Origin of the sequence: Cryobacterium serini (assembly GCF_004404025.1) — a bacterium.
In the GTDB taxonomy this organism is placed as follows: domain Bacteria; phylum Actinomycetota; class Actinomycetes; order Actinomycetales; family Microbacteriaceae; genus Cryobacterium; species Cryobacterium serini.
This window is the reverse complement of record NZ_SOHN01000018.1, coordinates 145,412-160,654: the sequence shown is the minus strand read 5'-3', so window position 1 is coordinate 160,654 and position 15,243 is coordinate 145,412. Positions and strand designations below refer to the sequence as shown.

Genomic DNA, 15,243 nt, shown 5'->3' with positions numbered 1-15,243 from the left:
TTAGGTGGTACAAGTTGTCAGCAACGGCGCACCAACTTACTCACGGAGGACCCATGGCATATGTGATCGGGATCGACATCGGTGGTACCTTCACCGACGCATTCGCGGCTGACGAGTCGGGGAGGGTCGCGGCGGCAAAGACACCGTCGACACCGCCTGACTTCGCAAGTGGTTTCCTTCAAGTCGTGGACGAGCTGGCCGCCAACCTCGGTGTATCCACCCAGCAGTTGCTCGAAGACACGCAGTACATCGTGCATGGCACGACCACTACTCTGAACGCACTCGTGACGGGGGATGTCGCTAAGGTGGGGTTCCTTACGACGGCTGGCCATTCCGACTCCATCACGATCATGAACCTGGAGGGTCGTTACGCGGGCCTCGGCGCAGACAAGGTGCAGGATATGGTCCGAACCGACAAGCCCGCGCCGCTGGTGCCGCCGCACCTGATTCATGAACTTGACGAGCGCATCGACTACAAAGGTGAAGTCGTAGTCCCGCTCGACGAGCAGGGGGCCCGCGTTGCGATCCGGTCGCTTGTCGATCAAGGCGTGGAGGCGATCGCGGTCTCCTTCCTCTGGTCGTTCAGTAACCCCAAGCATGAGCATCGCGTACGCGAACTCATCTCCGAGATTTCTCCCGATCTCTATGTCGCTCTCTCGAGCGACGTGAGTCCTCGCATCCGGGAGTTCTCGCGAAGTGTGACCACCATTATGAACACCCAAGTGGGGCCGCGTCTTCGTGCCTATCTCGTACCGCTCGAGGCGCGGCTGCGTTCGCGCGGTCTTACCGGCAGCCTTTTGGTAATGCAGGGCAGCGGCGGTTGCGTCACAGCCGCTGAAGCACCCGCCCGTGCGATCACAACTATAGGATCGGTGCTTACGGGCGGCGTTGTAGGCTGCACCCGACTAGCGGATGAACTGGGACACAGGAACGTCATCTCCACCGACATGGGAGGCACCACCTTCCTCACAGGTCTTGTCGTTGACGGCGCTCCGGTGACGTCGAACACCACCGTGCTGAACCAATACCACGTCAATGTGCCAATGGTCGACGTGCACACAATCGGGGCAGGCGGTGGAGCCATCGCTTGGGTCGATGCCGGAGGCAATCTGCATGTGGGGCCCCGCAGCGCCGGCGCCCGTCCTGGTCCCGCATGTTATGGCGAGGGCGGAACCGAGCCGACCGTGACGGACGTGGACCTCATCCTGGGCATCATCAATCCGGACAACTTCCTGGGTGGGCGCAAGAAGCTACACCGCGAACTTGCCGAGGAGGCGCTTCGCATTTACGTGGCCGAGCCGCTTGGTCTTGACATCGACTCCGCAGCCGCCGCCGTGTATGCGATCCAGAACGCGCAGACGGCAGACCTTGTGCGAAAGGTGGTGGTGACCTCGGGACAGGATCCTCGAGACTTTGTGCTCTACGCGTTCGGCGGCGCTGGGCCGATGCATTGTGCCAGCTACGCAGCTGACCTTGAGATCTCGGAAGTTATTGTGCCCCTCGGCACAGCCGCCGCGGTGTTCTCAGCATATGGGCTTGCTGCCTCAGACATATCGCTCACCGCCGAGATATCGCAGCCGTGCAACTTCCCGCCCGCCTCCGACGAGTTTGGCTCGGTGTTCGCCGCGCTCGACGTCGAACTCGACGAACGCCTTGCCGCTCAGGCGCTGAACTTTTCGAATGTTGTGCGCAACCGCGAGGTCGACATGCGCTACACCATGCAACTCGCCGAGGTGACGACGCCCGTAGAAACTGATATTTACACCTCCGAGACGCTCGACCGTCTTGGAGACCAGTTCGGCCAGCAATACGAACATCTCTATGGGCCCGGCTCCGGTTTCGCCGACGCAGGGCTTCAGCTGATCACCTATCGATCAGAGGCTATCGGCGTCCTGCCGATCCGTCCAAAGCTGACTGCGGCGCCTGCTGGCAGCGGCGAGCCGCCGATCACGGGAATCCGCAGGGTGTATTTGGACACGACGGCTGGCTGGGAAGACGCTTCGATCTACGACTACAGCACGCTTGGCTTCGGCCACGAACTAGTGGGGCCAGCCATCGTGGAGGCTCCCACGACCACGGTCGTCATTCCCCGAGGATGCCATGGAGTCGTCGACCCCCTCGGAAACCTCGTCATCCGTTACGACGCACGCTGAAACTGGAAAGGTTCAACTAATGCCTATCATCCCCGTCGCCGGTTCCGAGGAGTTCGCGAACCATCCCGTCTCTGCTGCAGAGACGCGCGCCCTTGTCGAAGGCAAGATAGCACTGCACTCCGTTGATTCGTCGTTGGTCGACTCGATCGACCCCTTGACCTATGAGGTCGTGCGCCACCGCCTCACGTCGATCACCGAAGAGATGGGTGAGGCTCTCAAGAAGATGTCGGGTTCCGTCGTAGTGACCGACTGTAACGATTTCGACGCGGCCATCATGGATGAGGTCGGTGACGTCGTCCAGGTGGGGCTTTACAACACCGAACTCGCCGCCTCGTTGGACATGGCGGCAAACTGGACACTGCGCAACCGCGTGGACTCTCCCGGGATTTACACGGGCGACATGTTTCTCTGCAATGACCCCTGGGTCGGCGGCGGCCTGCACCAGAACGATGTCAGCCTCTTCGCCCCTCTGTTCCATGACGGCGAGTTGTTCGCCTGGACGGGGGCGGTGGCGCACCAAGTCGACCTCGGCGGAGTGTCGCCGGGCAGCTGGTCAGTCGGCGCCACCGACGTTTTCTGGGAGTCGGTGCCGACGCCGCCCGTCAAGATCGTTGACGGCGGCAAGATCCGCAAAGACGTCGAAGACGTCTACCTCCGCCGGTCCCGCGTGCCGAAGCTTGTCGCCCTCGACTTACGCGCCAAGATCGGCGCCAACAATGTAGCCCACGAGCGTATCCGCACATTAATTGCGAAGTACGGAGCAGACACAGTCAAGGCGGTGATGCGCCGCACGATGGACGATGCGGAGCGGCGTCTGAAGGCCAAGCTGCTCGAGATCCCAGACGGCACTTGGCAAGCAGTGGCTCATCAGGACTCGGCCCGTTCGGGTGACGACGGCGTGTACAAGATCGTGCTCAGTCTCACGAAGACTGCCGATAAGTTGATCTTCGATTTCACGGGCACCGATCCTCAAGTCGAGGGCCTGATCAACTGCACGTATGCGGGTCTGCGCGGCGGGATCTTGCCGATCCTGCTCACCACGGTGTGCGGCGACATTCCGTGGGCACCCGGCGGACTGTATCGGTGTCTCGAGATCATCAGTGAACCCGGCACTATCAACAACTGCACCTTCCCCGCAGGTATCGGCAAAGCCTCCGTGGCATCGGCCTGGGCCACGCAGAACGTGGTCACTGAATGCATTGCCGGGATGCTCGACACCCATCCCGAGCACCGCAAGCGGTTGATGAGCGTGTGTTGCGGTACTTGGGACTTTGCCCTTCTCGCGGGAGTCGACCAGCGCGGCGGTGGATTCGTCACTATGCTTTGCGACTCGATGGCGGGAGGGCTCGGTGCGCGTACGGATTCCGATGGCGTCGATACTGGCGGGCTGGCCTGCATTCCGATGGGCCGGATCGCCGACTCCGAGATGAATGAGTTCGCCTTCCCGATGCTGTACCTTTGGCGCCGGGAGGAAGCTGACTCGGGCGGTCCTGGCCGCTTCCGTGGCGGTGTCGGGGCGTCGAGTTGCTTCATCCCGTGGGACAGCCCCATCGGAGGGGTGCACCTCGTCGTCTCGGCACCCGGTAAAGCGCTGCCTCTAGCGGCGGGAGTGAGCGGCGGCCTGCCGGCCGGCACGCAGTTCGACGTGTTGGTCCGCGAGAGCCGGGTGCGAGAGCTTCTCGCGTCGGGTCGGATCCCACGCTCTATCGATGAGCTCGGTGGGGAGGAGCAGCTGGTGCCAACGCACTATGAGACTGACCTCGGGCCGTCCGACGTGTACTTCACGCATTGGCAGGGCGGCGGCGGCTACGGCGATCCATTGCTGCGCGAGCCCGAGCTCGTCGCGCGGGACGTGCTCGCGCGTAAGGTCTCGCCTGTGGCGTCGTTCGAGGTGTACGGCGTCGTGCTGGGTGGCGATGGATCGGTCGACTTTGACGCGACGACCGCAGCAAGGTCGGTTCGGCGACGGACGCGCGCAGGCATCAGTGAAGGAGCAGACGTATGACGTTCATCGACGATAACCTCGAGGCGGTCGGCGAGACGGTGGCCTGCAGGCACTGCGCCACGCCGCTCGGCAGTCGCACAGAACCGTTGCAGCTCGCGAGGGTGACGGAAGTCGATCCTGCGCTGGCTGGCCCCGGTGTGCGGGCCGAAGCTAGCAACTTCGCCTCACGGACAATCGTGTTGAGGCGCACTTTTTGCCCGAAGTGTCTCACACAGCTAAAAGCCGAGATCGTCCCGGCCGATGAGCCGACCTTGCGTTCGAGCGTCTTGAGTGAGTCGCCGTGACGGCGGGTAGGCGCACGCTCGAAGACCGGGTCGTCGTTGTCACGGGTGGCGGCCAGGGCATTGGCCGCGCATACGCCCAGGCCATCGCGAACGCTGGCGGCATAGTGATCGTGGCTGACCTGAACGACGAAACGGGAGCTGCTGTTGTCGCAGAAATCGAGCAAGAGGGAGGCCGGGCGTCATTCGTACATCTCGATGTCTCCGATCAGGTCAGTTGTGAGGCCCTGGCAGTTCAGCTGCTCGCTGAGCACGGGCGTGTCGATGGACTAATCAATAACGCGGCCGTGTTCTCGACAATCACAATGAAGCCGTTCTGGGAGATCCCAGTGGCCGAATGGGATCGGCTGATGTCAATCAACCTCCGCGGGCCGTGGCTGCTCACAGTTGCACTGTTGGAGGCTCTGCGCGCCGCGCCCGCAGCGTCGATCGTCAATATCTCTTCTGACGCTGTGCTGCTGGGACGGTCTGGGTACCTGCATTACGTCGCTAGCAAGGGTGGTGTGACTGCCATGACCTTCGCCTTATCGCATGAGCTTGGCGGCGACGGGATCAGGGTAAATAACGTCTCGCCGGGCCCCACATACACCGAGGTGGAGCGGGCGACTGTCTCGACCCAGCAGAAAGCCGCAATGCTTGCCGGGCAGAGCCTGCATCGCGAGGCGCATCCCGAAGATATGGTCGGCGCCGTGCTGTTCCTGCTCTCCGATGCCAGCGGCTTCATCACGGGCCAAACCATGCACGTGAACGGCGGATTGTTGCACGCCTGAACAAGCATGTCGCTTGGAGAGGAGCGTGGCCCTATCGTGGGCCTCGCTCCTCTCGTTCGTCAGTGGCCGTTCAACCGAGGATCTCGGCCAATCGAAGCGCCGCTTCGTGCAAGGTGAGGGCGAATGTCTTTGCTTTGTTCGCGGGCAGCCGGTGGATCGGTGCGGAGGCATTTATCGCGATCTTTAGACCTGAAGATGTGGGCACGGCAACGGCCACGGAACCTACGCCATCCTCGCTCTCCTCGCGGTTGACGGCGTAACCGCGCTGGCGCACCTGATCCAGCTGTGCTTCGAGCTCCGTCCTGGTGCGAACGGAGTGCGTTGTGAATTCTTCGAGCTCCTCGGTTGGATAGAGACTGTGCAGCTGCTCGCGGCTGAGCTCCGCGAGCAGGGCCTTGCCGGTCGAGGTGGCGAAGGCCGGCATGACCTGGCCAAGGCGCGACGCTACACGTACTGCGGTATCTGGTTCGGAGACTGCAAGAAACCGTAAGCGATTGCCCTCCAGCACCCCCAGGTGACTCGTCTCGCGCAGAACGGAGCTCACGTAGTTGAGGATCGGCTCGGCAAGGCCTGTCAGGTCCATTTGCCGCAGAACGGAAAACGCTACCGTGGTCAGCGCCGGGCCAGGCAGGTATGCCTTCGTGGAAGGGTCCTGACGAACGAAGCCTCGCCAAGCGAGCATGGCCAGAATGCGATGTGCAGTTGAGGATGCGACCCCCAGATGCGCACTGGCCTCGGTGAGCCGGATCTGCGGACGATCCCCGAGGAGCAGAATAAGCTTTAATGCGTTGTCGACCGATTCGATCGGATATTGCGGGGAAATCGCGTCTTTCTGCACAACAGAAACGGTATCGCTTAATGCGCCGTGTGGCTAGCACCAGCTGCTCTATCGGATCGAGCGCAATCCACTGCCCGGATTCGGGCGACTCGATCAAGGCGGGAGCCGTTCCTCGTCGTCCTGCGCGCCACCCGGATTTCCCTGAACTCGTTCGCGATAGTCACCGGCGGCCCGATGGCTCTCTCCGCAAGGCGGTCGTACTCGATTCCGGTACGGTGCACGTCGACGCCAAAAACCAAGGACGGCCCCTTTGAATGCCTCCGCGTCCTCCGTGCCGCTCGCAGTTCAGCGGTGAAGGCCCGCACAATTGCCATCAACCAGATCAAGGGGATACTCGTGCCCGCTCAAGAGCACGTGCGCAGTCGGTTCCGCCCGCTGACCAGCGCGCAACTCATCCCGGCGATGGAGCGTTCCCGTTCAATGGGAAACCTCACGGACCCTGAGATCGCAACGGCCCTCACTGTGAAGAAACTCGCTGCCCGATACCGATTTCTCGAGCGGGAGATTCTTGACACCGATGCAGTGATGGCAGAGATTCTTCGGGACTGCGCGCCGCTGTTACGGAAGGTCCCCGGTGTTGGCATAAAAGTAGCCAGCCAACTCCTCGTTACCGTGGGCGACGACCCCGAACGCATCGCCTCAGAAGCGGAGTTCGCAGCACGCGTCGGCGTAGCTCCGATACCCGCCTCGTCGGGCAAGACGAGCCGGCACAAGCTCAGCCGCGGCGGCGACAGAGCCGCCAACGCGGCAGTCCACCACGTCGTCGTCTCACGCCTCGCGACCGACTCCCGCACGAGAGAGTATGCGGCCCGACGGACGGCTCAAGGCAAGACCAAAAAGGAAATCATGCGCTGCCTGAAACGATACGTCGCCCGGGAGCTCTACCGTCAACTCGCCAACCACGCGCGGCGCCCTCGATCACCGACCTACGCGCCGCGCGCGAAGACCTCCACATCACCCTCCGCGCAGCGGCCGGACACTTCAACACCTGGCCGGGCACCCTCTCCCGAATCGAACGAGGACTCAGCCGAGACGACAACTTCGCGAGCCAATTCCGGGACTGGCTCCACCAGCAAAGAGCCATCCAAAATATCAACTGGCGACTACAGGTGCGTCACATGACGGGATCATGCCTCGTCGCAGATGGACTTGCGCACTGTCATGATGCGGATGCTGAAAGTTGGGGTGAAAGAAAAGGAAATCTGCTTTGCAGAGGAATTGCATCGATCGGGGCCAAAACTTAAGTATTTCTGCTTGTCAGAGAATGATTCTGCTATTCTCAACGGGTGCAACGATGGACGGATGAGCGGCGCACGATCGCCGAAGGATGCAGAATATTGGCCCATCGAGGCCTGGTCGATGACATCTTAGGTCACATCAGCTTCCGGGTAGATGAGACCACGGTGCTCGTGCGGTGCCGTGGCCCTCTGGAACGAGGATTGGCGTTCACCTTGCCTGCGGACATCCACGAGTTGTCGCTGGATGGGAGTCACGATCTGCCCGATCTTGCCGGTCACGGGCTAACGGCCGCCGGTGAGAGCGTTGAGCAGGCCGTCATCCGGGCAGTAAACGTCGAGACGCTTGCAAAGATGCAGCTGAGCGTGCTCTCGGCCGGCGCAACACCGCCCGACATTGTCGAGGCCGACCGGGGAGACCTACCCGACCTCGGTTCGGCATTCAACGACGCCATGGTTTGGCGGTTTCACCTCGCGGCAATCGACCATGCGGGACTATCAATAAGAAGACCCGAGGAGGCAAAGTGACACTGCAGGCGATCACCGAAACCCGAGGAGGCAAAGTGACATTGCAGGCGATTGCCGAAACCCGATGGAACATCGTGATCGGTGGTCGCAGTGTCGAGGTGGCCGCACGGTATCCGGTGGAAAATCCGTCGACCGGCCGACTGTTGGCCAGCGTTCCGGACTGCTCAAAGGACGATGTCGACCGCGCGGTCCGTGCTGCGAAAGCGGCGCAGACCGCGTGGGGCGCCCTACCTCCGCGGCGACGTGGGGCGCTCTTGCGCGCCTATGCCGGTGTCGTTCGTGAGCACAGGGAGGAACTGGCGAGCCTCGACGCCGTCGACGGGGGCTTTGCCCTTGAGATGATGCGTCGCGACGTGGATGCGGGGATTGAATTGATCGAGCTCTTCGCCGAGTTGGGCCTCGCACTCGGCGGCCGCACCATTCCGGTAAGCGAAAACCTGCACTTCACGAACAATGAACCGTACGGCGTGGTAGCGCGGATCGGTGCCTTCAACCACCCCGCTTTTTTCGCACTTTCGAAGATCGCTGCTCCCCTGATGGCAGGCAACTCAGTTATCCTCAAGGCGCCAGACCAGACGCCCCTCTCATCGCTCCGGTTAGCCGAACTCGCGATCGACGTATTGCCGCAGGATCTTTTCATCACCATCAGTGGGCGCGGGCAGACGGCGGGGCGCGCGATCGTGCGTCATCCCGAGATTCGCCGGATCGGCTTTATCGGGTCGACCGAGACTGGCCGAGCGATCCAGCGTGACGCGGCAGAGACCGGAGTCAAGCACATCTCGCTTGAGCTCGGGGGCAAGAATGCCCAAATTGTGTTCGCTGACGCCGACCTGGAGAAGGCAGCTCAAGGAGCGGTGAGCGGCATGAATTTCAACTGGACAGCGGGGCAGAGCTGCGGCTCGACGAGCAGGCTGCTCGTGCAGGAATCGATCGCTGAAGCCGTGACCGAGCGCGTCGCGGAGCTTGTCTCGGCGATTAGGGTTGGCCATCCTCTGGACGAAGCGACCGAGATGGGTCCGCTCGTCTCTGAGGCGCAGCTACGCAAGTCCGAATACGCTATAAAGCGCGCGCAGGAAGAGGGTGCGCGAGTGGTCGCCGGCGGTGGTCGGCCAGCGTCCGTTGCGCCAGGAGGCTGGTTCATCGAACCGACGGTGCTGGCTGACGTGAAGCGCGGATCGTTCGTGGAGCAAACCGAGATATTCGGCCCCGTGCTCTCGATTGTCACCTTCGCCACGGACGATGAAGCAGTCGATATCGCAAACGGAGTCGAGTACGGGCTTACTGCGACAATTTGGTCCTCAGACGTGACCCGCGCTCTCACGACAGCCAGACGAGTGGAGGCAGGCTACGTCATCGTGAACGGCGGTAGCAGGCACTACTGGGGCGTTCCCTTCGGCGGTATCAAGGCCTCCGGCGTGGGGCGCGAGGAATCCACAGACGAACTACTTTCTTACACTGAGGTGAAAGCTACTACAGTCATATTGTCGTGATGACGGCTCGGCGCACCCAGCGAATGCTGCTGCATCAGCGGCGCTGGGCGGGTCCGAGGTCGTGGGTATCCGTCGGCTGAGGTCTGCCGGCATCGGTCCCGTCGCGGTCATACACACCTGGCCGCCCTGTCGATCGCTGCCGACCTCACGGCCATCGAGCTGACGGACGCCTCGCTGTACACCGTTTTGCATTCCCGCCTTGGCGTGTCGATCGTCTCCGGCCGCCGACAGGTGCGCGCCGTACCCGCTACTCAGGGTCTGGCGCAGCTGTTGCAAGTCAGCATCGGGGAGCCGCTGCCACTGCAGCTGCTCGAAGGGACGAGCCTGGACGAAAACGGCGTGCCTTTCGAGATGTTCCCCTCCTGACACCGCGCCCGAAGCGACCAGCTGGCCGGTGTGGATACTGTTTCAGTCCTCCAGCGCTTCGCCCTGTTTCTCGGGGAGTCCGAAAGCGCCGAGGGCCGCAACCACGAAGAACATGGCAAAAACCGCGAACAGGAGGCCGGTCCCGCCCGTCTCGCGCAGCGACGGCACGGCCAGCGGCGCCAAGATTGCGGCGATCCGCCCGATGCCAGCCGCCCATCCGGCCCCGGTGGCTCGGATGCGGGTGGGGTAGAGCTCGGGGGTCACGGCGTACAGCGCTCCCCATGCGCCGAGGTTGAAGAAAGAAAGCAACATGCCGGCACCGATCACCTGGGTGGCGTCTCCGGCGACCCCGAAAAGCGTCGCCGAGAGTGCCGAGCCGATGAGGAACACTGCGAGGGTCCGGCGCCGCCCCCACCGTTCGATCAGGTACGCCGAGGCAGCGTATCCCGGCAGTTGAGCCACGGTGATGATGAGCGTGTAGGCGAAGGAGCGAACAAGGGAGAATCCCGACGCGACCAGGATGGTCGGAAGCCAGATAAAGGCACCGTAGTAGGAGAAGTTCACGCAGAACCAGACCAGCCACAACGCACCGGTTCGGCGACGCAGGCCGCGCGACCACAGCGCGGTGACGCGTGTCCTGGCCGCGGAAATAGTCGACCCTGGACTTGTCGCCGCAGGCAGCGCCAAATCATCGGGTGCAGCGGTGACTCCGGCGGACTTTTCGAAGCGTCGGACGGTCGACTCCGCGTCCTGGAAGCGGCCACGCGATTCGAGGAAGCGAACAGACTCCGGCAGCCGCAGCCGCACGACCACCGCGTACACGGCCGGAGCTGCTCCAATAGCCAGCGCCCAGCGCCATCCGTCGGCCGAAGACGGTACAACGAGAAACCCGATCACGGCGGAAAGGGTCCAGCCGATGGCCCAGAAGGACTCGAGGAAGACGATGATGCGGCCACGAATTCGTGGCGGCGCGAATTCGCTCACGAGCGTCGAGGCGACCGGAAGCTCACCGCCGAGACCGAGCCCCACGACGAATCGCCAGGCGATAAGGATAGCCACGGACCCGGACAATGCAGACGCTCCCGTCGCGAGTCCGTAGACGAGCAGTGTGAGTGCGAAAACTTGGCGTCGACCGATGCGGTCGGCCAGCAAGCCGCCGAGGACGGCGCCAATGGCCATGCCGATGAACCCGGCGGACGCGATCCAGGACAGTTCTGCGTCTGTGGTATCCCATTGCACCGCCAATTGGGCAAGGACGAAGGAGATGAGTCCAACGTCCATCGCATCCAGGGCCCAGCCCAGGCCGGAACCCACGAGCACACTGCGATGCTCCCGGGTAAACGGAAGTGCGTCCAATCGCTCGGATCGACTAAAACGTGCGCGAACTTCAGCCATCAGGTGTCCACTTCAGCGTTGGCGGCAATGCGGCAAACTGAGGGTAAAGCGTCCACCGGATAAACGAACTCTATTGCACGTCTTTCCCGCGCCTCCCTCGCTCTTCGGCCATCACGCGGTGCGGTTGATCTCCCGCGTGGGTGGTTGACTCCCGCTGCACTCTACCGGGGTGGGCCTCGTGCTGCTGTTCTAGGCGCCGAATGACGCCGTGCAGGGCTGCCGAGAGTCGTCGATGCGAATACCTTGACTGCATCACACCAGCATGCCGCAAAGTTTTTCCGCAGCGGCTTGGAGCAGGGCTCCGAGCTCGGCACGCAGTTTGTCTGACATCCGGTGGGCCGGCACCGAAACATTCATGCCGAAGATCTCGCCGCTGGGGCTGGATATCGCGACGGCGACCGACATGACACCGTCTTCGCTTTCCTCCCGGCTGGTCGCGTAGCCGGTGTCACGGATGGATTCCAGGGCTTGCTCCAACGCGGTTCGGGATGTAATTGAGCCTTGAGTGAGACCGGGGAGCTCTTCTTGGGGGTACAGGGTCCGCAGCTCATCTGTGGTGAGGCGGCTCATCATCGCTTTTCCTGTGGCAGTGCTGTTGGCAGGCAGCGTGAGGCCCTGGCGGGAACCGACGCGTACCACCCGTGAGCTTTCGATGGCATCAATGAAGCAGGTGTGGGCCCCTTCCAGCTTGGCGAAGTGGACCGTCTCGTCTGTTGCATTTGACAGTTGCTCTAATATGGGGCGAGCCAAGGATCGAACGTCGACTTGACGTCTGATCGCGAAGGCGATGGAGCTAAGCGCCTGACCGGGCTCATAGGCTCGCGTAGACGGATTTTGCCGGACAAATCCGCGGTAGAGAAGCATTCCCATGAGCCGGTGGGCGGTGGACGACGCCACGCCGAGATAGTTGCTAGCGTCAGTCAGTCTGATACTTGGACGCGTCTCGAATAACAACAACAGGCGCAAGGCACTGTCAACAGATTCGATGCGATATTGCGGCGGCGGACCGTACTTGGACTGGGGTTCTGGCTCTACAGTGCTGATGCCACTTGCCCTATCCCTTGGCCCAGTCTCGCGAGCTCGTGCCGCCAAGCCGTAGCCGTATTAAAGGATCCGCCCAAGTCAGGCAGCTCAACTAGGTCGCTTTCGGGAAGGTCGACGAGTTCGCCTCCGGCGGCACGTATCTGCAGTGAAAGCCGAGCCAAATTGTCGACGCTGATGGCTTGCAGCACTGCCTGCTCGACTGTCATCGCTGCGCTGGTAAGTCCATGCCCGCGAAGTACTACGACGGGGCGTTCGCCCATGGCCGTGACCATTTCCTTGGCCAGCCGGCGGTTTCGGACCAACACTCCACGAGGGTAGACGGGCACTCCACCGGCGGCCAGGCGCGTGCCGGGAATGTCGAAAGCTCCAACAATGGGTCGTATCGGCAAACCGGCGAGATCTGCCGCAACAACGTGAGGGGGATGGGCGTGGACGACGGCCCTAACATCAGGGCGAGAACGAAGAAGTTCGGTGTGGAGGGGCAGCTCATTGGGTACTGTGTACCCGCCGTCGAGCTCGCCATCGGCTGCGGGATTGCCGTCGAGGTCGACCAGATGGATATCTTCGGCCTCGGTGAAGGCAAGGCCGCGCTCCCGGGGCCCACGGCAGCGGATAAGGAGTGCATTTTCATTGACTAGAAGACTGATGTGCCCTAGAACGCCGTCGGCCAAGCCCCGATGTGCCAATACCCTGCAGGCCATCGACACAGCCTCCCTGCTAGCACCCAATGACAAGGTTTCGAGAGTCTGCCGCATCACGGTACCGGCATCACTTGTGAGGTCAGCTGAGTCTCGAGCGCATCGCGCAGCTCGGTGATGGTGATGCCTGTTGCCATTCCGCGGCGGCAGGTGATGAGCGCCTTTGGCCAGTTGACTGTCGCTGCCCCGTGCAGACTGATCCCGTCTTTCGTGTAAAGGGCAGCGAACCTGCCGTGAGTCTCGGGGTGCCCGATCACGATGTGCTTCGCATTGTTTCCCACCCGCCCGACAATCTGGATTTTCCAGTTGTATTGGTCACTCCAGACATACTCGACGGGAGTATATTCTCGAGGCTCGGCCGGATGGGTGATGTTGTATGCGACGCAGATGGCCTGCTCGACCGCATTGGTCCAATGCTCGATTCGGATGTCTTCACCGTGCCGCGGGTGGTGCCAGCGTGCCACATCGCCGACGGCGTAAATGGATGGTGCGTGCACGGCGCGGCAATATTTGTCCAGCACGACCCCGTTGTCTACGAGCAGACCGGAGGACGAAAGCCAAGCGTCATTGGGAACGGCTCCGATGCCAACGAGGACTGTCGCTGCCGGCAGAACGCGGCCGTCGGTCAGGTGCACGCTGAAGGCGCCCTGGTGTCCGTCGATTGCGTCGACGCCGGTACCGAAAATCGTCGTGACGCCGTTATCGCGATGCAGGGCGCCGAACCAGTGGCCGATCTCGGGATTGAAGATGCGACTCATAGGAATGATCTGCGGATCGATGACCGTGACCGTGAGGCCCATCGACCGCGCCGTGGCTGCCGCCTCGGCGCCAATGAAACCGGCGCCGATGACGACCAGGTCACCGCCGCCGAGGAGACTGGCGCGCAGCCGGTGGGCATCATCTAGGGAGCGAAGCACGTGGATGCCCGCACGTTCGCCCCAGGGAGACGGGCGCGCGGCCGCTCCGGTCGCGATAACCAGGTTGTCGAAGTGGATGGGGTCGTGATTCTCTAATTCGAGGAGACCATAGTTGATGTCGACACCGGTCGCGGTGTGCCCCAGCACTAACTGGATTCGCGCTTCATCGGCCTCTTCCTGCGTGAGGAGGCAGATAGACGCTGCCTGTGCTGTGCCGGCCAGAACGGACTTGGACAGTGGCGGCTTGTCATAGGGAAGCTCTGATTCTGCACCAACGAGAACGATGTCGCCTTGGTACCCCTCCAGCCGAAGAGACTGTGCGGTGCGCACCCCGCCGATGGAGGAACCCACGATCACGGTGGTCGAGCTCATTCGCTCACCGTGAGGGCCGAAACCGGGCAGCTGCGGGCCGCTTCGGTGACACGGGATCGCTCCGCCTCCGGAACCTCTGTCTTGACCATGACCACGTTGCCATCATCGTCGAGGTCGAAGTAATCCGGTGCGGCCATGACGCAGTTGGCATAGCCCTGACAGGCCTTCAGATCAGCGGTTACAACCGGCATGGTCAAGCTCCTTTGCCTAAATTATTCACGTGTTGTTGGGTGCTACGGCAACGTTGTCAGCCGAAGTTTCGACGGTCAGGCATCCTCGGTGACCAGTGGTCCGAAGGGATGGCCGATCATGGCTGAGAAAGTAGCCGGTGACTGCCACGTCAGGGCTTCGAGTTCGAACGGACAGAGCGCCACCCATTGGCCCGAACGTGGGGAGTGGATCATGAGCCGTGAACCATTGCGGGTCTCGACGCGGCTGACCCGTATCTCGGAAAACTCGTTACCAAGAACGATCGGGGTACCCGTCGTGTGTGCCTCGAGCTGGGCTCGTTCTTCGCTCGCGTGAAGCGCCGCCTGACGGTCTTCTGCCTCACCTTCCCATTCGAGCTTCACAGGAATATCGCTAAGTTCTGCATGCGAATAACGGACTCGTCGACCATGATCGTTCGGCGGGCAAGTTCCCAACCGGTTGGAGTTCGCCGCAGCAGGTCCTCACGACTGGCCGAAATGGTGGCGGCCTCGTTAATGTCCCCGCGACTTCTAAAAAGCAGTACGGCAGAGTCCACGACAATTTCGTCTGGATTCTTGGTTCGAAAAGTGCGGACATTGGTGATGTAGTGGCGCAGGCGAGAGGGTGGGTCTTCGGTCCAGGCGTGCTCGGTCGCGAAGCGGGCCACGCGGCGACTGAGCGAGTACATGTTTTCGTCGAGATGGGCCATTCCGGGAGCAGTCGTGTAACCGGCCCCGAGGGCTGTGGTGACGCGCACCGGCATGAGATAGTGAATATCGGAAGCGATTGTCGATAGCCAGGCCTCGTAATCCTGCGCATCCAGAAGATAGGATTCGTCCACAAGCCACCGGTGGGCCTGGAGGTGCAGCTCGTCATTGAACGCCAGGGATTCACCCATTCGCTGGGTCCGGGGGGCGTGTGCTCCCAAGGGAGACTGCTCCGATAATGTGCGGTCGGTGCGC

General features: G+C 62.1%; 16 protein-coding genes. 8 read left to right on the top strand and 8 right to left on the bottom strand.

The features are described 5' to 3' along the window. Nucleotides 1-53: 53 nt before the first annotated feature. The 4 genes from E3T51_RS15300 to E3T51_RS15285 are packed head-to-tail and all read left to right on the top strand — an operon-like array spanning nucleotide 54 to nucleotide 5,209. Complete coding sequence (locus tag E3T51_RS15300) at nucleotides 54-2,153, top strand: hydantoinase/oxoprolinase family protein (protein WP_134530599.1); 2,100 nt, start codon at nucleotides 54-56, stop codon at nucleotides 2,151-2,153. Nucleotides 2,154-2,172: 19 nt separating this feature from the next. Then, entirely contained in the window at nucleotides 2,173-4,158 is a 1,986-nt protein-coding gene (locus E3T51_RS15295; protein ID WP_134530598.1) for a hydantoinase B/oxoprolinase family protein, read from the top strand. Next, entirely contained in the window at nucleotides 4,155-4,442 is a 288-nt protein-coding gene (locus tag E3T51_RS16965) for a hypothetical protein (RefSeq protein ID WP_134530597.1), read from the top strand. The genes E3T51_RS15295 and E3T51_RS16965 overlap by 4 nt, the downstream gene beginning before the upstream one ends. Beyond that, nucleotides 4,439-5,209, top strand: coding sequence for an SDR family NAD(P)-dependent oxidoreductase (locus E3T51_RS15285; protein ID WP_134530596.1), 771 nt, complete (start codon nucleotides 4,439-4,441; stop codon nucleotides 5,207-5,209). The genes E3T51_RS16965 and E3T51_RS15285 overlap by 4 nt, the downstream gene beginning before the upstream one ends. Nucleotides 5,210-5,279: 70 nt before the next feature. On the opposite strand, the gene E3T51_RS15280 is transcribed toward E3T51_RS15285, so the two are convergent. Then, nucleotides 5,280-6,047: an IclR family transcriptional regulator gene (locus tag E3T51_RS15280; protein ID WP_134530595.1), complete on the bottom strand. Its 768-nt coding sequence runs from the start codon at nucleotides 6,045-6,047 to the stop codon at nucleotides 5,280-5,282. A gap of 420 nt (nucleotides 6,048-6,467) precedes the next feature. Between E3T51_RS15280 and E3T51_RS15275 the strand changes: the two genes are divergently transcribed. From E3T51_RS15275 to E3T51_RS17280, 4 genes are all read left to right on the top strand, one after another. Then, nucleotides 6,468-7,169: a transposase gene (locus E3T51_RS15275; RefSeq protein WP_166806511.1), complete on the top strand. Its 702-nt coding sequence runs from the start codon at nucleotides 6,468-6,470 to the stop codon at nucleotides 7,167-7,169. A 164-nt stretch (nucleotides 7,170-7,333) separates the two neighbouring features. Then, nucleotides 7,334-7,810 (top strand): class II aldolase/adducin family protein, encoded by a 477-nt coding sequence (locus tag E3T51_RS15270; RefSeq protein ID WP_134530593.1) that lies wholly within the window; start codon nucleotides 7,334-7,336, stop codon nucleotides 7,808-7,810. 35 nt (nucleotides 7,811-7,845) lie between these two features. Next, the gene (locus E3T51_RS15265; protein WP_134530592.1) at nucleotides 7,846-9,300 is read left to right on the top strand and encodes an aldehyde dehydrogenase family protein; all 1,455 of its coding nucleotides are present in this window, start codon (nucleotides 7,846-7,848) and stop codon (nucleotides 9,298-9,300) included. Nucleotides 9,301-9,333: 33 nt separating this feature from the next. Next, entirely contained in the window at nucleotides 9,334-9,666 is a 333-nt protein-coding gene (locus E3T51_RS17280; protein ID WP_134530591.1) for a UTRA domain-containing protein, read from the top strand. 42 nt (nucleotides 9,667-9,708) lie between these two features. Here E3T51_RS17280 and E3T51_RS15255 read toward each other — a convergent pair whose 3' ends face one another. From E3T51_RS15255 to E3T51_RS15225, 7 genes are all read right to left on the bottom strand, one after another. Continuing rightward, nucleotides 9,709-11,061, bottom strand: a complete 1,353-nt coding sequence (locus E3T51_RS15255; protein ID WP_134530590.1) for an MFS transporter — start codon at nucleotides 11,059-11,061, stop codon at nucleotides 9,709-9,711. A 252-nt stretch (nucleotides 11,062-11,313) separates the two neighbouring features. After that, nucleotides 11,314-12,105 carry an IclR family transcriptional regulator gene (locus tag E3T51_RS15250; protein WP_134530651.1) on the bottom strand — a complete coding sequence of 264 codons (792 nt, stop codon included), beginning with the start codon at nucleotides 12,103-12,105 and terminating at the stop codon, nucleotides 11,314-11,316. Beyond that, nucleotides 12,093-12,806 carry a 3,4-dihydroxyphthalate decarboxylase gene (gene phtC / locus E3T51_RS15245; protein ID WP_174844604.1) on the bottom strand — a complete coding sequence of 238 codons (714 nt, stop codon included), beginning with the start codon at nucleotides 12,804-12,806 and terminating at the stop codon, nucleotides 12,093-12,095. Before phtC ends, E3T51_RS15250 begins: the two co-directional genes overlap by 13 nt. A gap of 53 nt (nucleotides 12,807-12,859) precedes the next feature. Next, nucleotides 12,860-14,092 (bottom strand): NAD(P)/FAD-dependent oxidoreductase, encoded by a 1,233-nt coding sequence (locus E3T51_RS15240; protein ID WP_134530589.1) that lies wholly within the window; start codon nucleotides 14,090-14,092, stop codon nucleotides 12,860-12,862. Next, on the bottom strand, nucleotides 14,089-14,283 hold the full coding sequence (locus E3T51_RS15235) for a ferredoxin (RefSeq protein ID WP_134530588.1): 195 nt from the start codon (nucleotides 14,281-14,283) through the stop codon (nucleotides 14,089-14,091). Before E3T51_RS15235 ends, E3T51_RS15240 begins: the two co-directional genes overlap by 4 nt. Nucleotides 14,284-14,358: 75 nt before the next feature. Then, on the bottom strand, nucleotides 14,359-14,664 hold the full coding sequence (locus E3T51_RS15230) for a hypothetical protein (protein ID WP_134530587.1): 306 nt from the start codon (nucleotides 14,662-14,664) through the stop codon (nucleotides 14,359-14,361). Beyond that, nucleotides 14,661-15,179 (bottom strand): 3-phenylpropionate/cinnamic acid dioxygenase subunit beta, encoded by a 519-nt coding sequence (locus E3T51_RS15225; protein WP_241989369.1) that lies wholly within the window; start codon nucleotides 15,177-15,179, stop codon nucleotides 14,661-14,663. Before E3T51_RS15225 ends, E3T51_RS15230 begins: the two co-directional genes overlap by 4 nt. Nucleotides 15,180-15,243 lie beyond the last annotated feature (64 nt).

Coding starts and splice junctions, on each gene's coding strand:
- phtC (WP_174844604.1), bottom strand. CDS start 12,806: ATGGCCTGCAGGGTATTGGCACATCGGGGCTTGGCCGACGGCGTTCTA.
- E3T51_RS15300 (WP_134530599.1), top strand. CDS start 54: ATGGCATATGTGATCGGGATCGACATCGGTGGTACCTTCACCGACGCA.
- E3T51_RS15225 (WP_241989369.1), bottom strand. CDS start 15,179: ATGGGTGAATCCCTGGCGTTCAATGACGAGCTGCACCTCCAGGCCCAC.
- E3T51_RS15240 (WP_134530589.1), bottom strand. CDS start 14,092: ATGAGCTCGACCACCGTGATCGTGGGTTCCTCCATCGGCGGGGTGCGC.
- E3T51_RS16965 (WP_134530597.1), top strand. CDS start 4,155: ATGACGTTCATCGACGATAACCTCGAGGCGGTCGGCGAGACGGTGGCC.
- E3T51_RS15235 (WP_134530588.1), bottom strand. CDS start 14,283: ATGCCGGTTGTAACCGCTGATCTGAAGGCCTGTCAGGGCTATGCCAAC.
- E3T51_RS15255 (WP_134530590.1), bottom strand. CDS start 11,061: ATGGCTGAAGTTCGCGCACGTTTTAGTCGATCCGAGCGATTGGACGCA.
- E3T51_RS15295 (WP_134530598.1), top strand. CDS start 2,173: ATGCCTATCATCCCCGTCGCCGGTTCCGAGGAGTTCGCGAACCATCCC.
- E3T51_RS15275 (WP_166806511.1), top strand. CDS start 6,468: ATGGGAAACCTCACGGACCCTGAGATCGCAACGGCCCTCACTGTGAAG.